The organism is Bacteroidota bacterium (assembly GCA_018692315.1).
Lineage (GTDB): Bacteria > Bacteroidota > Bacteroidia > Bacteroidales > JABHKC01 > JABHKC01.
Genome location: JABHKC010000048.1, coordinates 1 through 23007, shown reverse-complemented (window position 1 = coordinate 23007; position 23007 = coordinate 1). Strand labels below are relative to the sequence as shown.

Sequence of the window (23007 nt, the reverse complement as noted above, 5' to 3'; positions counted from 1 at the left end):
TTAACCTTTAGTTGCTTTTTTCTTATTTGCTACAGTTTTTCTTTTTCCTTTTCGGGTACGTGCATTATTTTTTGTTTTCTGTCCACGTACCGGCATTCCGGTTCTGTGCCTAATGCCACGATAGCTTGCTATGTCCATCAATCGTTTAATATTTAATTGATTTTCTGACCTAAGCTCTCCTTCAATTTTATAATCATCATTAATAATTGATCTGATAGTATTTAATTGATTATCATCCCAATCTTTTACTCTGACGTTTATATCAATTTCAGCTTTCTGTAAAATAGATTTAGCAGAACTTCGTCCAATTCCAAATATATAGGTCAATCCAACTTCACCTCTTTTATTGTTCGGAATATCAACTCCAACTATTCTAGCCATAATTTACTTTTTTATTTTAAGTTTAAATTCTATTCAATTTCAAATGTAATATTTCTAAAAATTATCCTTGTCTTTGTTTAAAGCGAGGATTCTTTTTGTTAATTACATAAAGTCTTCCTTTTCTTTTTACTATCTTACAATCAGCACTACGCTTTTTTACAGATGCTCTAACTTTCATAATTATATTTTGTTAATTCTAATTTTTATACCTGAAAATAATTCGTCCTTTAGTTAAATCATATGGCGACATTTCAATCTTAACCTTATCTCCTTTAAGGATTTTTATGTAATGCATTCTCATTTTTCCAGAGATATGTGCCAAAATTACATATCCATTTTCGAGTTCGACACGAAACCTTGCGTTCGATAAAGTTTCAATAATAGTACCATCTTGTTCTATTGAGGGCTGTTTTGCCATACAATTTATATTTATTTATTTTTTAAAACATCTTCAATTAACGCAAAATTTGATAATATATCTGCTTTTCCATTTCTAATTGCAATTGAATGTTCGTAGTGTGCCGATGGTTGCATATCCGCAGTTCGAATAGTCCATCCATCTTTTTCTTGTTTCACTTCTTTTTTTCCTAAGTTTATCATAGGTTCAATAGCAATCACCATTCCATTCTTAAGTTTCGATCCTCTCCCACGTTTACCATAATTTGGTACAACAGGGTCTTCATGCAGATTTTTTCCAATTCCGTGTCCGGTAAGTTCGCGTACTACGCTATAACCAAAGCTTTGAACATAGTTTTGTATTGCAAATCCAATATCACCCATTCTATTACCTGAAACAGAAACTTCTATGGCTTTTAATAGTGATTCTTTAGTAATTTCCAAAAGCTTCTTCACTTCCTCTTTAATCTCACCAACAGCAAATGTATAAGCCGAATCTCCATAAAAACCATTTTTTATTACTCCACAATCTATCGAAATTATATCTCCATCTTTTAATTCATAATCAGAAGGAATTCCGTGAACAACCTGCTCGTTCACCGAAGTGCACAAAGTGTTAGGGAAACCCTTATAATTAAGAAATCCAGGAATTCCATTATTGTCTCGAATATACTCTTCAGCAATTCGATCTAATTCGATTGTTTTAACTCCAGGTTTAATCAGAGGAGCAATTTGAGCATGAGTTTCAGAAACTAATAAATTACTAATTCTAAGTAATTCAATTTCATCATCGGTTTTCAAATATATCATCAAAGAACGCTTAAAAAAAGGACTACATTGCAGATGCTCTTCCGCCTCTTCCCTTAATCCTACCAGATTTCATTAATCCATCGTAATGACGCATTAACAAATGACTTTCAATTTGTTGTAATGTATCAAGTACAACTCCTATTAAAATCAATAATGATGTTCCTCCAAAAAATTGAGCAAACTGATTGTTTACTCCTGCAATCATAGCAATTGGAGGTAAAATGGCAATAATTGCTAAAAATACTGAACCTGGCAATGTTATTCTTGACATAATAGTATCAAGAAATTCAACGGTTTTTCGACCTGGTTTTACTCCAGGAATGAATCCTCCGTTTCGCTTCATGTCTTCAGCCATTTGGGTTGGATTAATGGTAATTGCAGTATAAAAATATGTAAATGCAATAATCATTAATGCAAAAGTGAAATTATACCAGAATCCAGTATAATCGGAAAAAGCAGCAGCAAATCCTGACATTGATTCTCCTCCATAACCGGCAATTGCCATTGGAACAAACATTATTGCTTGTGCAAAAATAATAGGCATAACTCCAGCAGCATTAACTTTCAAAGGAATGTATTGACGAACACCGCCATATTGCTTGTTTCCAACAATTCTTTTTGCATACTGAACAGGAATCCTTCTTGTCCCCTGAACGAGCAGAATTGTTGCCATAAAAATGAAGAATAAAATAATTATTTCCAGAAGGAACATAATTAATCCACCGCCAGATTGTTCGAGTCTTGAACCAAATTCTGCAAATATTGCAAATGGTAATCTTGCAATAATACCAATCATAATGATAAGTGAAATTCCATTTCCAATCCCTTTATCAGTAATTTTCTCGCCTAGCCACATAATGAACATAGTACCTGCTATAAGAATCACAATTGCTGTAACCCAGAAAAAGGTACTTGAAATTGTAAATGCTTCAGGAGGTAATTGACTCTTGAGGTTTGCAATATAAGTAGGTGCTTGAAAACCAGTTATAAGAACGGTCAAATATCTTGTTATTTGATTAATTTTCTTTCTTCCGCTTTCGCCTTCGCGCTGCAATCGTTGAAAATATGGAACTGCCATTCCTAACAACTGAATCACAATGGAAGCAGAAATATAAGGCATAATTCCTAATGCAAAAATAGAAGCATTTCCAAACGCTCCACCAGAAAACATATTTAATAGTCCAAGTAGTCCGTCGGCAGTTTGATTTTGTAGGCTTGCTAATTTAGATGGATCAACTCCAGGTATCACAATAAACGAACCCAATCTGTAGATAAGAATAAATCCTAAGGTAGTAATTATTCTAGCCCTAAGATCTTCAATCTTAAAAATGTTTTTTATAGTTTCTATAAAATCTTTCATTCATCTAAAGTTTTATTGCTGTTCCTTCTAATTTTTCAATAGCTGCAAGTGCGGATTTTGAGAATGCATGTGCACTAATTTCTATTTTCGACTTTAGTTCGCCATCACCTAATATCTTAATCAAATCATTTTTCGAGGCTAAACCGGCATCAACTAAAACTTTATCTGTAAAAACAGTAATGCCATCTTTATCAACTAATTTTTGAATTGCTTCAATATTAATACCTTTAAATTCTTTTCTATTTATATTTTTGAATCCAAATTTTGGTACTCGTCTTTGCAATGGCATTTGTCCACCTTCAAAACCAATTTTTTTGGAATAACCTGATCTTGATTTGGCTCCTTTGTGTCCTCTAGTTGAGGTTCCGCCTCGTCCTGAACCTTGACCTCTACCAATTCGTTTGCCTTTTTTAACTGAACCTTTTGCTGGTTTTAGATTGCTTAAATCCATTTCTATATAACAATTAATTATTTTTAAATTTCTTCAATTTCAACAAGATGTCTCACTTTGTTGACCATTCCTTCAATTTGAGGAGTTATCTCTTTTTCAACAACAGAATTGGTTTTTCTTAAGCCAAGAGCATCGAGTGTTCTTTTCTGCCTGAGAGTACTACCAATCCTACTCTTTTTTTGTGTTATTTTTAATTTTGCCATTCTAATAATTGTTTGTCTGTATCAAAAATAAAATTGTTATAAAATATTAACCATTAAATACTTGATCTAAGGTAATACCCCTTGTTTGTGCTACCGTATGTGCATCTCTAAGTTCTAAAAGTGCTTTTAAGGTAGCTTTCACCAAATTATGAGGATTTGAAGAGCCCTTAGATTTTGCCAAAACGTCTTTTATACCAACACTCTCTAATACTGCGCGCATTGCACCACCAGCTTTTACTCCGGTTCCGTTTGAAGCAGGTTTAATAAAAACTTTAGCTCCTCCAAAACTTGAATACTGCTCGTGAGGAATTGTTCCTTTCAATACAGGTATTGTAACAAGATTTTTCTTGGCAGATTCAACTCCTTTTGCAATTGCTGTTGTTACCTCGCTTGCTTTTCCTTTTCCCCAGCCAACAATTCCGTTTTCGTTTCCAACAACAACCACTGCTGCAAAGCTAAAAGTCCTACCACCTTTAGTAACTTTTGTAACTCTATTAATGTGTACTAATCTGTCGATTAAATCTATATCACTAGTTCTTATTCTCTTTTCTTCCATGATAATTATATTTTAAGTCCGGCTTTTCTTGCTGCTTCTGCCAATTTCTTTACTCTCCCATGATACAAATAGCCATTTCTGTCAAAAACTACTGTCGCAATTCCAGCGTTTATAGCTTTTTCAGCAATAAGTTTTCCGACAAGTGAAGCTTGTGCAATTTTATTGACTCCTTCTTGTGTTGCAATTGTTTTATTCAATGATGATGCCGATAATACTGTTTTGCCATCGATATCATTAATAATTTGAACAGAAATTTGCTTATTGCTTCTGAATACAGACATCCGTGGTTTTTCCTGAGTACCAGAAACTACTTTTCTGATTCTCATTTTTATTCTCTTTCTACTTTCTAATTTATTTAAAGCCATCTTTATTTTTCAATCTAATATTAAACTTTAGCAGCCTTACCAGCTTTCTTTCTTAATTCTTCTCCAACAAACTTAATTCCTTTTCCTTTGTATGGTTCGGGTTTTCTGAACGACCTGATTTTCGCAGCAACATGACCAATTAATTGCTTATCATGACTTTTTAAGGTGATGATCGTATTGCTTCGTCTTTCGGTGGTTGCTTCACATTGAATCTCTTTTGGCAATTGGAAATAAATATGATGTGAGTATCCAAGCGTTAAATCTAAAATTCCATTTTTAAATTCGGCTCTGTATCCAACTCCAACTATTTCTTGTTTCAATTCGTAACCTTTTGAGACTCCAATAATCATATTATTAATAAGAGCACGATACAAACCATGTAATGCCTTATCTTCTTTTTCGTCTGAAGGTCTGATAATTGTTAAGATATTGTCTTCAATTTCTATCTTCATTTTCGGATTTACTTCCTGAGAAAGTTCTCCGATAGGTCCCTTTATTGTAACAAGATTGTTCTTATCAATTTTAACAACAACCTTTTCGGGTATATTTATTGGTAATTTCCCTATTCTTGACATTTCTATATTCTTCTATTATTAATATACATAACATAATACTTCGCCACCAACTTTTTTGGCTTTTGCCTCTTTGTCTGAAATGACTCCGTGCGAAGTAGATAAAATAGCAATCCCAAGTCCGTTTAGTACTCTCGGAATTGAATCAACTCCAACATATTTTCTCAAACCTGGTTTACTAATTCTTGTAAGTTTTTTTATAGCAGGAGTTTTTGTTTTTTGATCGTATTTAAGAGCAATTTTTATAGTTCCCTGAACTTCATTGTCCTCAAATTTATAGCTACTAATATATCCTTTCTCGTACAAAATTTTTGTAATTTCCTTTTTAATATTTGCTGAAGGAATATCGACAACCTTGTGCTTTGCCATCATGGCATTTCTGATTCGAGTCAGAAAATCTGAAATAGGGTCGGTCATTTTATATTAAGTTTTATTTATGTTTTCTTAAAAAATTGAATATTACCAACTAGCTTTTTTTATTCCCGGGATTAGTCCGGCTGAAGCCATTTCTCTAAAAGTAATACGGCTCAATCCAAATTGTCGCATATATCCTTTTGGTCGTCCGGTAAGTGTGCAGCGGTTGTGCATTCTGATTGCAGAAGAGTTTTTTGGAAGTTTACTTAAACCAATATAATCTCCTTCAGCTTTCAATTTTGCTCTTTTTGCAGCATATTTTTCAACTAATTTTTTACGCTTTACTTCGCGTGCTTTCATTGATTCTTTTGCCATTTCTATTACTTTTTAATATTTTTGAATGGTAATCCAAATTCTTTTAACAATGCGTAGGCTTCTTCGTCGGTACTTGCAGTGGTTACAAACGTAATATCTAAACCTAATATGTTGTTTATTTTGTCAATTTCAATTTCAGGAAAGATTATTTGCTCTTTTATTCCTAATGAATAGTTTCCTTTTCCGTCGAATTTAAAATTTATACCTCTAAAATCGCGAATTCGTGGAAGGGAGGCAGAAATAAGTCTGTCAAGAAATTCATACATTTTTTCTTTTCTAAGAGTAACTTTTGCTCCGATTGGCATTTTTCGTCTTAGTTTGAAATTTGAAATATCTCTTTTCGAAACCGTTTGAACGGCTTTTTGTCCTGATATTTCTGATAATTCTTTTGTAGCATTATCTAACAGTTTTTTGTCTGCGACAGCTTTACCAATACCTTGATTAAGAACAATTTTTTCTAATTTAGGTACTTGCATAACTGATGTATAACCAAATTCCTTTTTCAATGAAGGAATTATTTCTTCGTCATACTTTTTCTTTAGGTTTGGTATATATTTCATTATTTTATCTCCTCTCCTGATTTTTTGGCGTATCGAACTAATTTATTTGTTTTTGGACTAATTCTTCTTCCAATTCTTGTTGGTTCGCCTGTTGATGGATCAACAAGTAGAATATTTGAAACATGTATTGGTGCTTCTTTTTTAATTATTCCACCATTAGGACTTTCTGCATTTGGTTTTGTATGTCTCGAAACCAAATTTACTTGTTCTACAATAGCTTTATTGGTTTTAGCTATTACTTCAAGTACTTTTCCTTTTTGTCCTTTAGCTTCACCACTAATAACTATAACAGTATCTCCTTTTTTTATGTGTAGTTTCTTTCGCATTTTCAAAATATTTTCAGATTATAATACCTCAGGAGCTAATGAAATAATTTTCATATATTGTTTGTCTCTAAGTTCGCGAGCTACGGGGCCGAATATACGAGTTCCTCTAATTTCGTCAGCCTGATTTAGCAATACGCAAGCATTATCATCAAATCTAATGTACGAACCATCTGGTCTTCTTACTTCTTTTTTGGTTCTAACAACGACAGCTCTTGTAACCATTCCCTTTTTCACTTCGCCACCGGGCATAGCACCTTTTACAGTTACTACAATTTTATCTCCGATTGAAGCATACTTTTTGCCGGTTCCTCCAAGAACATTTATGCAAAGAACCTCTTTCGCACCGCTATTGTCGGCTACCGATAATCGACTTTCTTGTTGTATCATAATTATTTAACTCTTTCAACAATTTCTACTAATCTCCAACATTTATTTTTACTCAACGGACGTGTTTCCATAATTTTCACAGTGTCTCCAATATTGCAATCATTTTTTTCGTCGTGAGCAACTAATTTTGTTGTCTTTTTTATGTACTTCCCATAGATGGGATGTTTCATTTTTCTATTTACTGCAATTACAATAGATTTATCCATTTTGTTGCTAACAACAACACCAACAAATTCTTTTCTCAAATTTCTCTTTTCCATTTTAATTAAATTTACTTGTTAGTTTCGGATAAAGTTCTTTTTTGTAATTCGGTTTTCAGTTTGGCAATGTTTTTCCTTGTTTCCTTTATTTTCATCGGATTATCTAAAGGTGAAACAGCGTGGTTCAATTTCTGACGAGATAGGATGCTTTTTTCTTCATCTATTCGTTCAATTACCTCTTTTGTTGTTAATTCTCTAATTTCAGAATTTTTCATTGCTTATTATATTGAATTTTCTACGTAATCGTTTCTTACTACAAACTTGGTTGTTATGGGCAGTTTTTGTGCAGCCAGTCGAAGTGCTTCTTTTGCAATGTCAAAAGGGACTCCTTCTGCTTCAAACAATATCCGTCCGGGAGATACTCTTGCAACAAAAAGTTCTGGTGCTCCTTTACCTTTTCCCATTCTAACCTCAGCAGGTTTTTTTGTTATTGGTTTATCCGGAAAAATTCTAATCCAAATTTGTCCTTCACGTTTCATATGACGTGTAACAGCTTGTCGAGCAGCTTCGATTTGTCTTCCGGTTATCCATGTTTGCTCTAATGCTTTGATTCCGAATGAGCCGAAAGCTAATTGATTGCCCCGATTGGCGTTTCCTTTCATTCTGCCTTTTTGCTGCTTTCTAAACTTTGTTTTTCTTGGTTGTAACATTTCTTTCTAAAAATTACATTTAAAATCGTAATTATTGCATACCTTAAGCTTATCTTCTTTTCTTAAAAGAAGGTGCTTTTTTCTTTTGTTCGGTTACGCCAATGTTTGGCGACAGATCTCGTTTGCCAAAAATTTCACCTTTGCAAATCCATACTTTCACTCCTACTAATCCAACTTTTGTGTGTGCTTCTGCTAAAGCATAATCAATATCGGCTCGAAGTGTATGTAGGGGAGTTCTTCCTTCTTTATACATCTCGGAACGTGCCATCTCTGCTCCATTCAATCGCCCTGAGATTAAAACTTTTATTCCTTCTGCTCCAATTCGCATAGTTGATGCAATTGCCATTTTTATTGCTCTTCTATATGCAATTTTTCCTTCAATTTGTCTTGCAATATTATTCGCAACAATTATTGCATCAAATTCAGGTCTTTTTATTTCATATATATTTATTTGTACTTCCTTCTTGGTAATTTTTTTTAACTCTTCCTTCAGCTTATCTACTTCTTGTCCGCCTTTACCAATAATAATTCCAGGTCGTGCCGTATTGACTGTAACAGTAACTAATTTTAATGTTCGTTCAATAATAATCCTTGAGATACTTGCTTTTGCTAAACGAGCCATTAAATATTTTCGAATTTTGTCGTCTTCGAATAATTTATCGGCATAGTTTTTTCCGCCAAACCAATTAGAATCCCATCCCTTGATGATTCCAAGTCTATTACTTATCGGATTAACTTTTTGTCCCATTTAATTTCTTTTAATTTTCAATTTCATTAGTTACTTTACTATCTATAAAAATTGTTACATGGTTAGATCTTTTTCTAATCCTATGAGCACGTCCTTGTGGAGCTGGTTGAATTCTTTTCAACATTCGAGCTGAATCAACAAATACTTCACTTACAAATAAATCGTGATCTTCAATTTTTTCTGTTTCGTTTTTTGTTTGCCAGTTTGAAATTGCTGATAATAAAAGTTTTTCAACTTTTTTTGAGGCTTCTTTAGAGCTAAATTTTAATATATCTAAAGCTTTATTTACTTCAAGTCCTCTAATCATATCGGCAACTAATCGCATCTTACGAGGTGAAGTAGGGCAATTTCGCAAACTTGCGAAAAACAACTTTTCCTTTTCTTCGTTACGCATTTCTGCTGAGAGTCTTTTTCTTGCACCCATTTTTACAGTTTTCTTTTATCGAATTATTATTTTTTCTTACTGGTATGTCCTCTATATGTTCTTGTAGGCGAAAATTCACCTAATTTGTGTCCTACCATATTTTCTGTTACATAAACAGGAATAAATTTATTGCCATTATGAACGGCTATAGTATGCCCTACAAAGTCTGGAGAAATCATTGAACTTCTTGCCCATGTTTTAACAACAGTTTTTTTGCTTGTCTCATTTAGAGCAACAATTTTTCTTTCTAATTTGAAATCAATGAATGGACCTTTTTTTAATGAACGGCTCATATTAATTATTTTTTGTCAGTATTTAATCTTTTCAACTTATACTATTTCTTTCTTCGCTCAATTATATATTTGTTCGAAGCTTTCTTTTTTTCACGAGTTTTGAAACCTTTTGCAGGGATACCATTTCTTGAACGTGGCAATCCTCCTGATGCTCTACCTTCTCCACCACCCATTGGGTGATCTACAGGATTCATTACAACTCCTCTCACACGTGGTCTTCTACCTAACCATCTAGATCTACCAGCTTTTCCAGACCTTTCTAATTGATGATCGGCATTAGAAACAGCTCCAATTGTGGCTTTACAAGTGATAAGAATTTTACGAATTTCGCCGGAAGGCATTTTTATTAAAGCATATTTTCCTTCACGAGAAATTAATTGTGCATATGATCCAGCACTACGAGCAATAACAGCACCTTGACTGGGATAAAGCTCAATGTTGTGAATAATTGTTCCGAGTGGAATTTCTGATAATAATAGGCAATTTCCAACCTCAGGAGCAACTCCTTTCCCGGAAACTATTTCTTGGTCAATTTGTAATCCATTGGGAGCAACAATATATCTTTTTTCTCCATCGCCATAAACGACTAAAGCAATTCTAGCTGTTCTGTTAGGATCATATTCTATTGTTTTCACTTTGGCTATTCCTTCTTTTTCTCTAAGAAAGTCGATTAGTCGATATCTTTTTTTATGGCCTCCACCAAGATATCTCATAGTCATTTTACCTTCATTGTTTCTTCCACCGCTCTTTTTTATTGGCGCAATAAGAGACTTTTCGGGTTTCGATGCTGTGATTTCATCAAAAGTCCCTACAATTTTATGTCTTTGACCTGGTGTTGTTGGTTTTAGTTTTCGTAAACCCATTTTTAATATTTTAAGATTTTTGCTAAATTATGCATCAATCAATTTTTTCACTTAAATACTACTATAAAAATCAATGTTATCGCCTTCAAGTAAAGTTACAATGGCTTTTTTGTATGCTTTTGTTTTTCCGGAGATTACACCGGTTTTGGTAAATCTTGATTTTGGTTTTCCACCGTATATCATGGTATTGACAGCTTCTACTGACACACCATACATATCTTCAACAGCCTTTTTAATTTGAATTTTATTGGCTTTTTTATCAACTATGAAACCATATCTGTTGAGTTTTTCACCCAAAGTGGTCATCTTTTCGCTAATTACTGGCTTTATAATAATATCCATTTTCTTTCTTATTTCTTAAAAAAACTCTCCAAAACGTCAATTGCACTATCAACAACTAATAAAACTGAAGCATCCAATATATCATATGTTGTTAGTTCAGAAATCATTACGACTTTTGAGCCCTTTAAATTTCTGGAGGACAAATATATGTTTTTATTTTGTTCGGATAACACTAAAAGACATTTTTTGTCATTTATTTTTAAATTTGTTTCAAAATTTACAAATTCTTTAGTTGATGGTTTCTCAAAACTAAAGTTTTCCAATATGATAAGTCCCTCGTTTTTAGCTTTATAGCTTAATGCAGATTTTCTTGCAAGCTGTTTAACTTTTTTATTCAGTTTGAAATAATAATTTCTTGGTCGAGGACCGAATGCTCGTCCACCTCCACGAAAAAGGGGCGACTTGATACTACCAGCTCTGGCTGTTCCTGTTCCTTTTTGTCGCTTTATTTTTCTGGTACTACCAATTATTTCAGCTCGTTCTTTCGATTTATGTGTACCTTGACGATTATTTGCCATGTATTGTTTCACATCCAAATAAATGGCATGGTCGTTTGGTTCAATACCAAAAATAGATTCGTTTAACTCTATCTTTTTTCCGGTATCTTCGCCTGCTATGTTATATATTGCTGTTTCCATTACTTATTGATAATTAAAAATGAACCATTTGGACCTGGGACAGAGCCTTTTACAACTAACAAATTTTTCTCAGGCATTTTTTCAACGATGCTAAGATTAATCATCATCACTTGATCTCCACCCATTCTACCACCCATTCTCATGCCTTTGAAAACTCTTGAAGGATATGAAGAAGCACCCAAAGAACCTGGTGCTCTTAAGCGATTGTGTTGTCCGTGCGTAGCATCTCCTACTCCTTTAAAATTATATCTTTTTACAACTCCCTGAAATCCTTTTCCTTTAGAAATTCCTGTAACATCTATCCAGCGGTCATGTTTCAAAACTTCTTCTAATTTCAAAACATCACCCAATTTAAGATGATCAAAAACTCCTCTAAATTCGTGAAGTTTACTCTTAGGTCCTGTATTTGCTTTATTGAAATGACCAATCATAGCTTTATTGCTATGTTTCGGTTTTTTTTCACCAAATGCTATCTGGACTGCATCGTAACCATCTTTGGCTTTAGTCTTGATTTGTGTAACAAAACAAGGACCAGCCTCTATAACAGTGCATGGTATATTTTTACCCTCGGCACTGAAAATCGAAGTCATTCCGATTTTTTTTCCTATTAATCCTGGCATTTTTTATTATTTAATTTTAATTGATACTTTTTTAATTGTTGCCAATTATTATTATACTTTTATTTCTACTTCAACTCCGCTTGGTAATTCCAATTTCATAAGAGCATCAATAGTTTTTGCAGTAGAACTGTAAATATCTAATAATCTCTTATATGAAGATAATTGAAATTGTTCTCTTGATTTTTTGTTTACAAACGGTGAGCGCAAAACAGTAAAAATTCTTTTGTGAGTTGGCAATGGAATTGGGCCGCTAATGACCGCACCCGTTGTTTTTACAGTTTTAACAATCTTCTCAGCAGATTTATCTACCAAGTTATGATCGTAAGATTTTAATTTTATTCTAATCTTCTGACTCATTTTATATTAATTAATTATTCGTAATTATATATTCCTTTTATCTTATTTATCAAATCTTTCTCAATAGCATCGGGTACTTTTTCGAAATGCGAAAATTCCATGCTTGAGTTTCCTCGCCCTGAGGTTAATGTTCTTAGATCAGTTACATATCCAAAAGTCTTTGACAAAGGAACTTTAGCTTTTATAGTTTTAAAGTCCTTTTTATCTTCCATTCCTTCGATTTTTCCTCGACGTTTATTAAAATCAGCAATAATATCTCCGAGACAAATCTCCGGTGTACTAACTTCTGCACTCATTATGGGTTCTAACAACACAGGATTTGCTCTTGCAAATGCTTCTTTAAATGAAATTTTGGCAGCAATTTCGAAAGAGAGGGCATCTGAATCTACATCGTGATATGCACCATCAATTAATTCAATCTTTACGCTATTTATAGGAAATCCTCCTATTGGTCCGTTCGACATTGATTCTTTAAAGCCTTTTTCAATTGCTGACACAAAGTCTTTTGGAATTATGTTCCCTTTGGTTTTATCAATAAACTCTAAGCCTATTTCTCCATTTTTACATGGAGACATTTCAAATGTAAAATCGGCAAATTTACCTTTTCCGCCTGATTGCTTTTTATATACTTTTCGTAATTTATGATTAGAGGTAATTGCCTCTCTATATGCAACTTGTGGAATCCCTTGACTACATTCGATATTATATTCGCGTTGCATTCTGTCAATTATAATTTCGAGATGAAGCTCGCCCATGCCGCTAATTATTGTCTGGCCAGAATCAGGATCTGTACTCACTTGAAAAGTTGGATCTTCTTCAGATAGTTTGCTGAGAGCCATCGAAAGTTTTTCTACATCGTCTTGTGTTTTTGCTTCAATTGCAACTCCAAGAACTGGTTGAGGAAAAGTAATTGATTCTAATAGTAGCGGGAATTTATCGTTGCTTAGCGTGTCTCCGGTTCGTATATTCTTTAATCCAACAATTGCTCCAATATCTCCAGCACTTATCTTATTAATAGAATTTTGTTTGTTTGCGTGCATTTGAAATATTCGAGAAACTCTCTCACGTCTTTTTGTTCTGGTATTATAAATAACACTTCCTGCATTTAAATTTCCTGAATAAACTCGAAGGAATGCTAATTTTCCAAAGTATGGGTCTGTGGCAATTTTAAAAACTAAACCTGATAGTTGTTCTTCTTCTTCAGGTTTTAGGAAAACTTCAGAATTTGTTCTGGGATTTATTCCAATTGTTGCACCTCTATCTAAAGGATTTGGCAAAAAACAAACTATGCTATCAATTAAAGGTTGGATACCAATATTTTTTGCAGCAGAACCACATAAAACCGGTACAATTGTTAAATCTACAGTTGCTTCCCTAATTACTTCAATCATTTCTTCTTTGGTGATTGAATTGGGATTATCAAGATATTTTTCGAGCAAATAGTCTCTATGTTCTGCAACACCTTCTACCAGTTTTGTTCTCCATTCTAAAGCTTCGGCTTTATATTCTTCTGGTATTTCTTCATATTCAAATTTGAGACCTGAAGTATCTTCACTATCCCAAACTATTGCTTTGTTTTCAATTAAATCAATTACACCAATGAAATCTTCTTCAGCTCCAATCGGTATTTGCAGTGGAATTGCTTTTGCAGATAATTTTTTTTCTATTTGACTGACAACACCAATAAAATCGGCACCTGAGCGATCCATTTTATTAACAAATGCAATTCTTGGTACATTATACTTATTTGCTTGTCGCCAAATTGTTTCAGACTGTGGTTCGACACCACCTACTGCACAAAAAATAGCAATAGCTCCGTCCAAGACTCTCAAAGATCTTTCAACTTCAACAGTAAAATCGACATGTCCGGGAGTATCAATGATGTTAATTTTGTGTTTTTGTTTAAGATAGTGCCAATATGTTGTAATTGCAGCTGAGGTAATCGTAATTCCTCTTTCTTGTTCCTGAATCATCCAATCCATTGTTGCAGCTCCGTCATCTACCTCACCAATTCGATGAGTCAAACCGGTATAAAACAAAATCCTTTCGGTAGTTGTTGTTTTACCAGCATCAATGTGAGCAGCAATGCCAATGTTTCTATTATGTTTCAGGTCAATATTCATTTTAAAATAGAAACAGATTAAAACCTGAAATGTGCGAAAGCTTTGTTTGCTTCTGCCATTCTGTGTGTATCTTCTTTCTTCTTAAAAGCACCACCCTCTTCGTTGTATGCAGAAATGATTTCGTTAGCCAATTTTTCACCCATTGATCTTCCGCTCCTTTTTCTGGCATACATAATCATGTTTTTGATGCTTATAGAAACTTTTCTATCTGGTCTGATTTCCATTGGAACTTGAAACGTTGCACCACCAACTCGTCGGCTTTTTACTTCAACAGCCGGAGTAATGTTTTCTAAAGATTTCTTCCAAATATCTATAGGCGACATCTCGTTTTTTTCCATCTTTTTATCTACAATATCAAGAGCATCATAGAATATTTTCAATGAAATACTTTTCTTTCCATCTACCATTAAATCATTCACAAATCTTGCTACTAGAAGATCATTGAATTTAGGATCTGGTAGCCTTCGTGCCTTTTTTGGTTTTGACTTTCTCATATTATAATAATTTCAATGATTCTTATTTTTTAACCTTTGGTCTTTTTGTTCCGTACTTCGAACGCCTTTGAGTTCTTCCTTCAACTCCGGTAGTATCAAGTGCACCTCTTATTATATGGTACCGAACTCCAGGAAGGTCTTTTACTCTTCCACCTCTGATTAATACTATTGAGTGTTCCTGAAGATTATGACCTTCACCTGGAATATAAGCATTCACTTCATTTCCATTTGTTAATCTTACTCTAGCAACTTTTCGCATTGCAGAATTAGGTTTTTTGGGTGTGGTTGTATAAACTCTCAGACAAACACCTCTTCGTTGAGGACAAGCATCTAAAGCTCTTGACTTATTTTTTACGATAATCTCTTTCCTTCCTTTTCTAACTAATTGTTGAATAGTAGGCATAATACAATATTAATTAAAAACTTTTTTCCAAATTTGGCTTGCAAAGATAGATTATATTTTTTAAAAACAAGAATAATATAAATAAAATTTCATTAATGATAAGTCTTAATTATATACCTGATATTTAGACGTATAAAACATATTGTTAATATCTTTTTTTTTACAAATTTGTAATATCTTCTTAAAACACAAAGTTTCGAAGGCAAAAAAGTGAAAAATTCTATTCAAAACTGAAAGATTTAAATCGTAAAATTTTAATATTAAATATGAAAAATCATTTGTCATATAAATATTGCATATTAATAAATTATCAATAATAGTATTGAAAATGAGTTTAATACAGTCATCCCGACATTTTCACATTTCTTGAGGTATTTTTAAAAGTCCGTTCAATTTGTAGAAATTTCTTAAAATACTAAACTTTTTTGCAATGATTAAATCATTACAATAAAATAATAATATTTTTGTTGATTAGAAAATACTGTAATAGTTTAGCTGAAAAATTCAAGAAAATGGACAATAAATCTGTAATCACATTTAAGGAAATAAAGAAGTATTATAAGGTAGGAACAGAAGTAGTAAAAGCACTGAGAGGTGTTTCTATTGAAATAAAAAAAGGTGAATATGTTGCTATCATGGGACCATCTGGTTCAGGAAAATCAACAATGATGAATATTATAGGTTGCCTCGATACTCCAACAAATGGTAACTATGTTCTGAATGGAACAGATGTAAGTCATTTGAATGACGACAATCTTGCAGAAATAAGAAATAATGAAATTGGATTTGTCTTTCAGACATTTAATCTTTTGCCACGATACAATTCTTTAGAAAATGTTATGCTACCTCTTATTTATGCAGGAAAATCGAAACAACAAAGAATTGAAAGAGCAAATGAAGTTTTAGAAAGTGTAGGACTTTCTGACAGAGTTTTACATAAACCAAATGAACTTTCCGGAGGTCAGCGCCAGCGAGTTGCAATGGCAAGAGCACTCGTCAATCATCCATCAATAATTCTTGCAGACGAACCTACAGGAAATTTAGATTCAAAAACATCGATAGAAATGATGAAACTTTTTAAAGAAATTCATGAAAAAGGAAATACAATAATTATTGTTACTCATGAAGAAGATATTGCTCAATATGCCAAAAGAATCATTAGACTTATTGATGGACAGATTGCTTCTGATAAATTAACAGAGTTAACTACTAAAGACTAATTTAGTAGTTAATTGGCATAAATAATAATTTATAATATATTTCAACCAATTGTCAACACTCATCATTCAATTTTAGATTATAAATTAAAAATAATCAACTAAAAATAAAAAAAACATACATTATATATAAGGTGAAAATTTATACAAAAACAGGAGACCATGGATCATCTTCTTTGATAGGAGGAAAAAGACTTCCGAAAAATCATATCAGATTTGAAGCTTATGGAACAATCGATGAATTAAATTCATATATAGGCTTGCTCGGCTCACAATCTATTGAATTTTCGATAAAGGAAGACCTAAAAAAAATACAGAATATTTTATTTACAATAGGTTCGAATCTTGCAAGCGACAATCCTGATGTTTCGGAAAATCTTCCAAAAGTTTCTGAAAAAGATATTGATTATTTAGAAAAACAAATAGACCTTTTTGAAAAAAATTTGCCAACAATGACAAAGTTTATTTTACCAGGAGGAAACTCAGTTGTTGGGATTTGCCATGTAGCCAGAAGCATTTGTCGTAGAGCCGAAAGAAAAATCGTAGAACTTATGCAAAACGAATCTGTTGAAGATCAAATACCAATGTATATTAATCGATTATCAGACTTTTTATTTGTTTTATCTCGAAAATTAAGCAAATATTTTAAGCTTGAAGAAATTACATGGGAGAAATAATTATTTTATCATACTGTATTTCAGCAATATAAGTAAATTTATATTTTTTTTTTCAATAGATTGTTTTGTAATTTATAATTTTTATATTTGCCGCCTTTTAAAAAAGGAATTATTAACCAAAAAATATTGTAGCTATGTATTGGACACTTGAATTAGCTTCAAAATTAGAAGATGCACCATGGCCTGCAACCAAAGACGAATTAATTGATTTTGGTATTAGAAGCGGTGCGCCTCTTGAGGTAATAGAAAATTTGCAGGAAATTGAGGACGAAGGAGATGTTTACGACAGCATTGAAGATATCTGGCCCGACTATCCTAGCAAAGATGATTTCTTCTTCAACGAAGATGAGTACTAATCATTTTAAGAAGAATTTGAAGCTACCTATTTATTTAAGGTAGCTTTTTTTATTTTTAGGCTTTTTGTTTGTTTCATAATTACCACTAAGTAAACAAGTTATTATTTTTTTTACACAATAAATTATTTCAAATATTTTATTTTTTCATTTGAAATAATTTTAATTTTGCCATTTAAATTGTTCAAAAATTAATAGTTGAAATCAATATGAAAAAAGTCCTCATTTTGGGTGCAGGAATGGTTGCAAATCCAATCATTCAGTATTTATTAAACTCTGATATAAAAGTAACAGTTGCCACCCAATTCAAAACCGATGCAGAGAAATTAATAGCAGGTCATAAAAACGGAACCTCAATAGCCTGGACAGCAGACGATGAATCCACGCTCAGCAAATTAGTTGCAGATAATGATATTACCGTAAGTTTGCTACCCTATGGATTTCATCTTATGGTGGCTAAACTTTGTATAGAACACAAAAAAAATATGGTTACCACTTCGTATGTGAAAAAAGAAATGAAAGAACTTCACGACGAAGCAAAAAAAGCCGGTGTAATAATTCTTAATGAATTAGGTGTAGATCCGGGAATCGACCATATGTCTGCCATGCGGATAATTGAAAATGTTCATGAAAAAGGAGGGCAAATAGAAGAATTCTACTCAATTTGTGGAGCCTTAGTAGCTCCAGAAGTAGAAAAAAACCCATTTAATTATAAGTTTACTTGGGCTCCAAAAGGAGTAGTAATGGCCGGAAACAATGATGGGAAGTATTTGTTAAAAGGTAAAGAAGTTTATGTTGATACTGAAAACCTTTTCAAAAATCCAATCAAAATTGACTTCCCTGAAATAGGCGAATTAGAAGTATATCCCAACAGAGACTCACTATCATATATAGATTTGTACGGAATTCCAGAAACAAAAACAATCTATCGCGGAACTTTCAGATATCAAAAATGGTGCGAAGTTATTGATGCAATAAAAGCTTTGAATTTACTCAACAACGATAAAATAAATTTAAATGGTAAAACATATGCTGAATTCATGGCCAAAATGATTGGAACCGACAACTCCCAAAACTTAAAACAAAAAGTAGCCGATTACTTAGAAGTTTCAATAAACTCAAATCCAATAATTGCAATAGAGTGGTTAGGATTATTTGAAGATAAACTGATAGGATGCGAAGAAAACTCTGCTTTTGAGATCACTTCCGATTTGATGATAGATAAAATGATGATTGGCAAAGAAGAGAGAGATATGGTAGTAATGCAGCACACATTTGTAGCAAGTTATGAAAACAATAAAAAAGAAGTTATAAAATCTCGGTTAATCGATTTTGGCACATTGCAAACAGATACTTCTGTAGCAAGAACCGTTGCACTCCCAGCAGCAGTAGCAGTGAAAATGTTGCTCGAAGGAAAAATAAAAGCTACTGGAGTACATATACCTGTCATTCCAGAAATATACCATCCAATTCTTGATTCGCTTGAAGAACTAAATATAAAAATGATTGAAGAATACGGTTTGCCGCTTAGCGAGAACATTCAGTAATTTGGTACAAAATAATTTCTCAATGACCGTTTGAAAAAAGTTAAAACATTTAATAAATCATTTATAATAAAAGAAATAATTTGCATATTGCAGAAAATTTTGAATTTTTTAATATTTAATAAATTATCCTATGAAAAAACATAATTTTTACGCTGGTCCATCAATTTTGCCACAGTTTACGATAGATGAAACAGCCAAAGCTTTGCAAAATTTTGCAGGAACAGGTTTGTCCATCATGGAAATTTCACACCGCAGTAAAGAATTTGTAGCGGTAGTTGACGAAGCAGTAGCATTATTCAAAGAACTATTAAATATTCCGGAAGGATATAAGGTCATATTTCTCGGAGGAGGTGCAAGCACACAATTTGCGATGATACCTTTTAATTTAATGAACAAAAAAGCTGCGTATCTAAATACAGGTTCATGGGCAGCGAAAGCTCAGAAAGAAGCAAAAAACTTTGGCGAAATGGTAGAAGTTGCATCATCGAAAGAAGCAACATACAACTATATTCCTAAAAATTATGAAATACCTGCCGATGCAGATTATTTCCATATCACGACCAATAACACAATTTACGGAACGGAGATTAAATACGACATGGACATCAATATTCCATTAATTGCAGACATGTCCTCAGATATTTTTAGTCGTCCAATGGATGTTTCAAAATACACATTAATCTATGGTGGTGCACAAAAAAATCTTGCTCCTTCTGGTGTAACTTTCGTTATTGTTAAAGAATCTGCCTTGGGTAAAGTTGATAGAACAATTCCAACCATGTTAGATTATCGAACACATATCGATAAAGAATCTATGTTCAACACACCACCATGTGTCCCAATTTTTGCTGCTCTTCAAACATTGAAATGGTTGAAAGCACAAGGCGGACTTGAAGCTGTTCATGCAAACAACCTCAAAAAAGCAAATTTGTTATACGACGAAATAGATAGAAATCCTCTTTTTAAAGCTGCAGTTGCAGACGAAGAAGACCGTTCTATTATGAATATTTGCTTTGTGATGAACGATGAATACAAAGATTTGGAAAAAGAATTTTTCAATTATGCAACAAGCATGGGAATGATAGGAATAAAAGGCCATAGATCAGTTGGTGGATTTAGAGCTTCTACCTACAATGCCTTACCGATTGACAGCGTTCAAGCCCTTGTTGATGTAATGAGAGAATACGAAGAGAAAATTTAATTTTAAAATCAATTAACATGAAAAAAGTTTTAATTGCAACCATTAAACCATTTGCTGCGGCAGCAGTTTCAAGCATAAAATCAGTTTTTGAAAAAGTATCTGATTACGAAATTCAACTTCTCGAAAAATACGAAAAACAAGATGATTTTGTAAAAGCAGTGGAAGATGCCGATGCTTTGATAATTAGAAGTGACAAAGCTACAAGAGAAGTAATCGAAGCTGGGAAAAACTTAAAAATAATTATTCGTGCAGGTGCAGGATACGACAATATTGACCTTCAGGCAGCAACGGAAAAAAATATTGTTGCAATGAATACACCTGGGCAAAACTCTAATGCAGTTGCTGAACTTGCTCTCGGAATGATGGTCTTTAATGCAAGAAATGGCTTTAATGGTAAATCAGGAACAGAACTAAAAGATAAAACATTAGGAATACATGCCTATGGAAATGTCGGTCGGTTGATAGGAAAAATAGCTAAAGGATTTGGAATGAAAGTTTATGCTTTTGATCCATTCATCAGCGACGAAGATATTAGTAAAGACGATGTTATTCCATTAAATTCAGTAGAAGAGCTTTACAAAACTTGCAATTATGTATCATTAAATATTCCGGCAAATGAAAAGACAAAAAAATCTATAAACTATGATTTAATGTCGATGATGCCAAAAAATGCCTTTATTGTTAATACAGCAAGAAAAGAAGTAGTTTGTGAAGAATCTCTAATGAAGTTGCTTGCCGAAAGAACTGATTTTAGTTACATATCAGATATAGCACCAGATTGTAAAGACGAGATTGCAGAAAAATTTCCTAACCAATTTTTCTTCACACCAAAAAAAATGGGAGCTCAAACTGCCGAAGCCAATATAAATGCTGGATTAGCGGCTGCAAATCAAATAATCAATTTCTTCGCAAACGGTGATACCACTTTCAAAGTTAACTAAGCCTTTAGAAACTATTAAACTAAAACCAGTTAATAAAATTAAATAAAATGGCAATACTAAAAGCATTTAAAGGAATACGACCTCCCAAAGAATTAGCAAAATTAGTAGCATCACGACCATACGATGTATTAAACTCAGAAGAAGCACGAATTGAAGCAAAAGGAAACGAGCATTCTTTACTACATATTATCAAACCTGAAATTGACTTTGAGTCTAAAATTGATGTGCATTCAGAACCGGTCTATAACAAAGCCTTTGAAAATTTCACGAAGTTTCAAGAGAAAGGATTTTTAGTTCAGGACAAAAAAGATTGTTTGTATATCTATGCTCAAACAATGGATGGAAGAACACAATACGGAATTGTAGGCTGTGCAGCAGTTGAAGATTATTTGAACAATGTAATAAAAAAACACGAGCTTACAAGAAACGATAAGGAAGAAGACCGAATGAAACATGTTCGTATAAATAATGCGAATATTGAGCCCGTTTTCTTTACCTATCCCGCTGTTGCAGAAATTGATGAGATTGTTGAAAAATTTACGCAAAACAATATAACAGATTACGATTTCACTGCCGATGATGGTTTTGGACATCATTTTTGGGCGATAGATGACAAAAACATAATAAAGAGAATTACCGATTTATTTACAAAAGTTCCTTCAACATATGTGGCTGATGGACACCACAGAACTGCCGCCGCCGCTTTAGTTGGAAATGAGAAGAAACTTAACAATCCGAATCATACCGGCGAAGAAGAATATAATTATTTTTTAGCTGTTCATTTTCCCGACAATCAACTGTCAATAATTGATTATAATCGAGTTGTAAAAGATTTGAATGGTTTAACGGAAAACGAATTATTTGAAAAACTCAATTCAGTTTTTGATATTAAGGAAAAAGGTTCGGAAATATATAAACCAAATGAACTTCATAATTTCAGCATGTATCTGAACGGAAAATGGTATTCGCTTACAGCGAAAGTCGGCACCTATGACGATAATGATCCTATCGGAGTTTTAGATGTTACTATATTATCAAAATTAGTTTTAGATAACATTTTAGATATTAAAAATCTACGAACATCTAAAAGAATAGATTTTGTTGGAGGAATAAGAGGTTTGGGAGAATTGAAAGAAAGAGTTGATTGTGGAGAAATGGCAGTAGCATTTGCTTTGTATCCGGTTTCGATGAAGCAACTTATTGATATTGCAGATACAGGAAACATTATGCCACCAAAAACTACATGGTTCGAACCAAAACTTCGTAGTGGTTTGGTCATTCATTCTTTAGATTAAAATAAAATCCTATTTGAAAAACAAATAAGATTTTCTTTTAACAATTTATATTTCTATTAATAATTAATATTATAAAAATATTTTTATAATATTGCATTTAATTAGAGTATATAAACTTAAATATTTAATACGATTTTCGTTTCAATAATTAAATTTTATTAAAAATGGCTAAATATAATTACGTTGATCTTACATATTTGGAAAGTATGTCGGATGGTAGTAAAGATATAATTGTAGAAATGGTAGATATTTTTAAATCTCAAATTCCAGAATTCATTGAAAACATGAATACATTTCTGGAAACCAAGCAATACGATTCTTTAGCCTCTAAAAGTCATAAATATTAACTCTATTTTAACTTTTTGCAATCATAATAGCTTAACATACCACATATGCGTTTAAAAAAGTCTCCGTAGTCCTCGAATCGACTTTTTTGTTGGTATATTCTTTTTATCTTTGTAGGAT

37 protein-coding genes are annotated in these 23007 nt (G+C 32.7%); 8 read left to right on the top strand and 29 right to left on the bottom strand.

Annotation, left to right across the window (positions count from 1 at the left end; genetic code table 11):
- From rpsM to HN894_04240, 29 genes are read right to left on the bottom strand one after another with little or no spacing between them, the layout of a single operon-like run.
- On the bottom strand, nt 1-384 hold the full coding sequence (gene rpsM, locus HN894_04380) for a 30S ribosomal protein S13 (protein ID MBT7142554.1): 384 nt from the start codon (nt 382-384) through the stop codon (nt 1-3).
- Between the two features lie 58 nt (nt 385-442).
- Nucleotides 443-559, bottom strand: a complete 117-nt coding sequence (gene rpmJ / locus HN894_04375; GenBank protein ID MBT7142553.1) for a 50S ribosomal protein L36 — start codon at nt 557-559, stop codon at nt 443-445.
- A gap of 18 nt (nt 560-577) precedes the next feature.
- Nucleotides 578-799 (bottom strand): translation initiation factor IF-1, encoded by a 222-nt coding sequence (infA, locus tag HN894_04370; GenBank protein ID MBT7142552.1) that lies wholly within the window; start codon nt 797-799, stop codon nt 578-580.
- Nucleotides 800-810: 11 nt separating this feature from the next.
- Nucleotides 811-1587 (bottom strand): type I methionyl aminopeptidase, encoded by a 777-nt coding sequence (gene map, locus HN894_04365; protein MBT7142551.1) that lies wholly within the window; start codon nt 1585-1587, stop codon nt 811-813.
- Between the two features lie 22 nt (nt 1588-1609).
- Complete coding sequence (gene secY, locus HN894_04360) at nt 1610-2947, bottom strand: preprotein translocase subunit SecY (GenBank protein MBT7142550.1); 1338 nt, start codon at nt 2945-2947, stop codon at nt 1610-1612.
- Nucleotides 2948-2951: 4 nt separating this feature from the next.
- Complete coding sequence (rplO, locus tag HN894_04355) at nt 2952-3398, bottom strand: 50S ribosomal protein L15 (protein MBT7142549.1); 447 nt, start codon at nt 3396-3398, stop codon at nt 2952-2954.
- Nucleotides 3399-3421: 23 nt separating this feature from the next.
- Nucleotides 3422-3601 (bottom strand): 50S ribosomal protein L30, encoded by a 180-nt coding sequence (gene rpmD / locus HN894_04350; protein ID MBT7142548.1) that lies wholly within the window; start codon nt 3599-3601, stop codon nt 3422-3424.
- Nucleotides 3602-3647: 46 nt separating this feature from the next.
- Complete coding sequence (gene rpsE / locus HN894_04345) at nt 3648-4157, bottom strand: 30S ribosomal protein S5 (GenBank protein ID MBT7142547.1); 510 nt, start codon at nt 4155-4157, stop codon at nt 3648-3650.
- Between the two features lie 5 nt (nt 4158-4162).
- Nucleotides 4163-4522 carry a 50S ribosomal protein L18 gene (locus HN894_04340; protein MBT7142546.1) on the bottom strand — a complete coding sequence of 120 codons (360 nt, stop codon included), beginning with the start codon at nt 4520-4522 and terminating at the stop codon, nt 4163-4165.
- A gap of 20 nt (nt 4523-4542) precedes the next feature.
- The gene (gene rplF, locus HN894_04335) at nt 4543-5097 is read right to left on the bottom strand and encodes a 50S ribosomal protein L6 (protein MBT7142545.1); all 555 of its coding nucleotides are present in this window, start codon (nt 5095-5097) and stop codon (nt 4543-4545) included.
- Nucleotides 5098-5115: 18 nt separating this feature from the next.
- Nucleotides 5116-5511: a 30S ribosomal protein S8 gene (rpsH, locus tag HN894_04330; protein MBT7142544.1), complete on the bottom strand. Its 396-nt coding sequence runs from the start codon at nt 5509-5511 to the stop codon at nt 5116-5118.
- Between the two features lie 42 nt (nt 5512-5553).
- Nucleotides 5554-5823, bottom strand: a complete 270-nt coding sequence (rpsN, locus tag HN894_04325) for a 30S ribosomal protein S14 (GenBank protein ID MBT7142543.1) — start codon at nt 5821-5823, stop codon at nt 5554-5556.
- Between the two features lie 5 nt (nt 5824-5828).
- Complete coding sequence (gene rplE / locus HN894_04320) at nt 5829-6383, bottom strand: 50S ribosomal protein L5 (protein MBT7142542.1); 555 nt, start codon at nt 6381-6383, stop codon at nt 5829-5831.
- The gene (rplX, locus tag HN894_04315) at nt 6383-6709 is read right to left on the bottom strand and encodes a 50S ribosomal protein L24 (GenBank protein ID MBT7142541.1); all 327 of its coding nucleotides are present in this window, start codon (nt 6707-6709) and stop codon (nt 6383-6385) included. Before rplX ends, rplE begins: the two co-directional genes overlap by 1 nt.
- An 18-nt stretch (nt 6710-6727) precedes the next feature.
- Entirely contained in the window at nt 6728-7096 is a 369-nt protein-coding gene (gene rplN, locus HN894_04310; protein MBT7142540.1) for a 50S ribosomal protein L14, read from the bottom strand.
- Nucleotides 7097-7098: 2 nt separating this feature from the next.
- Entirely contained in the window at nt 7099-7356 is a 258-nt protein-coding gene (gene rpsQ / locus HN894_04305; protein MBT7142539.1) for a 30S ribosomal protein S17, read from the bottom strand.
- Between the two features lie 11 nt (nt 7357-7367).
- On the bottom strand, nt 7368-7571 hold the full coding sequence (gene rpmC, locus HN894_04300) for a 50S ribosomal protein L29 (protein ID MBT7142538.1): 204 nt from the start codon (nt 7569-7571) through the stop codon (nt 7368-7370).
- 6 nt (nt 7572-7577) lie between these two features.
- Complete coding sequence (gene rplP / locus HN894_04295) at nt 7578-8006, bottom strand: 50S ribosomal protein L16 (protein MBT7142537.1); 429 nt, start codon at nt 8004-8006, stop codon at nt 7578-7580.
- Between the two features lie 49 nt (nt 8007-8055).
- Nucleotides 8056-8754 (bottom strand): 30S ribosomal protein S3, encoded by a 699-nt coding sequence (gene rpsC, locus HN894_04290; protein MBT7142536.1) that lies wholly within the window; start codon nt 8752-8754, stop codon nt 8056-8058.
- Nucleotides 8755-8764: 10 nt separating this feature from the next.
- Nucleotides 8765-9178: a 50S ribosomal protein L22 gene (gene rplV, locus HN894_04285; protein MBT7142535.1), complete on the bottom strand. Its 414-nt coding sequence runs from the start codon at nt 9176-9178 to the stop codon at nt 8765-8767.
- Nucleotides 9179-9204: 26 nt separating this feature from the next.
- The gene (rpsS, locus tag HN894_04280; protein MBT7142534.1) at nt 9205-9471 is read right to left on the bottom strand and encodes a 30S ribosomal protein S19; all 267 of its coding nucleotides are present in this window, start codon (nt 9469-9471) and stop codon (nt 9205-9207) included.
- Between the two features lie 41 nt (nt 9472-9512).
- Nucleotides 9513-10334, bottom strand: coding sequence for a 50S ribosomal protein L2 (gene rplB, locus HN894_04275; protein ID MBT7142533.1), 822 nt, complete (start codon nt 10332-10334; stop codon nt 9513-9515).
- A gap of 51 nt (nt 10335-10385) precedes the next feature.
- The gene (rplW, locus tag HN894_04270) at nt 10386-10676 is read right to left on the bottom strand and encodes a 50S ribosomal protein L23 (GenBank protein ID MBT7142532.1); all 291 of its coding nucleotides are present in this window, start codon (nt 10674-10676) and stop codon (nt 10386-10388) included.
- An 8-nt stretch (nt 10677-10684) separates the two neighbouring features.
- A complete protein-coding gene (gene rplD / locus HN894_04265; GenBank protein ID MBT7142531.1) occupies nt 10685-11314 on the bottom strand; it encodes a 50S ribosomal protein L4 in 630 nt (209 codons plus the stop codon).
- On the bottom strand, nt 11314-11934 hold the full coding sequence (rplC, locus tag HN894_04260) for a 50S ribosomal protein L3 (GenBank protein MBT7142530.1): 621 nt from the start codon (nt 11932-11934) through the stop codon (nt 11314-11316). Before rplC ends, rplD begins: the two co-directional genes overlap by 1 nt.
- A 51-nt stretch (nt 11935-11985) precedes the next feature.
- Nucleotides 11986-12291: a 30S ribosomal protein S10 gene (gene rpsJ, locus HN894_04255; protein MBT7142529.1), complete on the bottom strand. Its 306-nt coding sequence runs from the start codon at nt 12289-12291 to the stop codon at nt 11986-11988.
- A gap of 14 nt (nt 12292-12305) precedes the next feature.
- Complete coding sequence (gene fusA, locus HN894_04250; protein MBT7142528.1) at nt 12306-14414, bottom strand: elongation factor G; 2109 nt, start codon at nt 14412-14414, stop codon at nt 12306-12308.
- Nucleotides 14415-14431: 17 nt separating this feature from the next.
- A complete protein-coding gene (gene rpsG, locus HN894_04245) occupies nt 14432-14908 on the bottom strand; it encodes a 30S ribosomal protein S7 (GenBank protein ID MBT7142527.1) in 477 nt (158 codons plus the stop codon).
- Between the two features lie 22 nt (nt 14909-14930).
- Nucleotides 14931-15311 carry a 30S ribosomal protein S12 gene (locus tag HN894_04240; protein ID MBT7142526.1) on the bottom strand — a complete coding sequence of 127 codons (381 nt, stop codon included), beginning with the start codon at nt 15309-15311 and terminating at the stop codon, nt 14931-14933.
- 512 nt (nt 15312-15823) lie between these two features.
- On the opposite strand from HN894_04240, the gene HN894_04235 reads away from it, so the two are divergent.
- The 8 genes from HN894_04235 (at nt 15824) to HN894_04200 (ending at nt 22889) form a co-directional block, all read left to right on the top strand.
- Nucleotides 15824-16531 (top strand): ABC transporter ATP-binding protein, encoded by a 708-nt coding sequence (locus HN894_04235; protein ID MBT7142525.1) that lies wholly within the window; start codon nt 15824-15826, stop codon nt 16529-16531.
- A gap of 131 nt (nt 16532-16662) precedes the next feature.
- On the top strand, nt 16663-17205 hold the full coding sequence (locus HN894_04230) for a cob(I)yrinic acid a,c-diamide adenosyltransferase (protein MBT7142524.1): 543 nt from the start codon (nt 16663-16665) through the stop codon (nt 17203-17205).
- Between the two features lie 134 nt (nt 17206-17339).
- Nucleotides 17340-17561, top strand: a complete 222-nt coding sequence (locus HN894_04225; GenBank protein ID MBT7142523.1) for a DUF2795 domain-containing protein — start codon at nt 17340-17342, stop codon at nt 17559-17561.
- A gap of 206 nt (nt 17562-17767) precedes the next feature.
- Nucleotides 17768-19105 carry a saccharopine dehydrogenase gene (locus tag HN894_04220; GenBank protein MBT7142522.1) on the top strand — a complete coding sequence of 446 codons (1338 nt, stop codon included), beginning with the start codon at nt 17768-17770 and terminating at the stop codon, nt 19103-19105.
- Nucleotides 19106-19235: 130 nt separating this feature from the next.
- Nucleotides 19236-20306: a 3-phosphoserine/phosphohydroxythreonine transaminase gene (serC, locus tag HN894_04215; GenBank protein MBT7142521.1), complete on the top strand. Its 1071-nt coding sequence runs from the start codon at nt 19236-19238 to the stop codon at nt 20304-20306.
- Between the two features lie 17 nt (nt 20307-20323).
- Nucleotides 20324-21247, top strand: coding sequence for a 3-phosphoglycerate dehydrogenase (locus tag HN894_04210; GenBank protein ID MBT7142520.1), 924 nt, complete (start codon nt 20324-20326; stop codon nt 21245-21247).
- A gap of 47 nt (nt 21248-21294) precedes the next feature.
- Nucleotides 21295-22542: a DUF1015 domain-containing protein gene (locus HN894_04205; GenBank protein ID MBT7142519.1), complete on the top strand. Its 1248-nt coding sequence runs from the start codon at nt 21295-21297 to the stop codon at nt 22540-22542.
- A 164-nt stretch (nt 22543-22706) separates the two neighbouring features.
- On the top strand, nt 22707-22889 hold the full coding sequence (locus HN894_04200; protein ID MBT7142518.1) for a hypothetical protein: 183 nt from the start codon (nt 22707-22709) through the stop codon (nt 22887-22889).
- Nucleotides 22890-23007 lie beyond the last annotated feature (118 nt).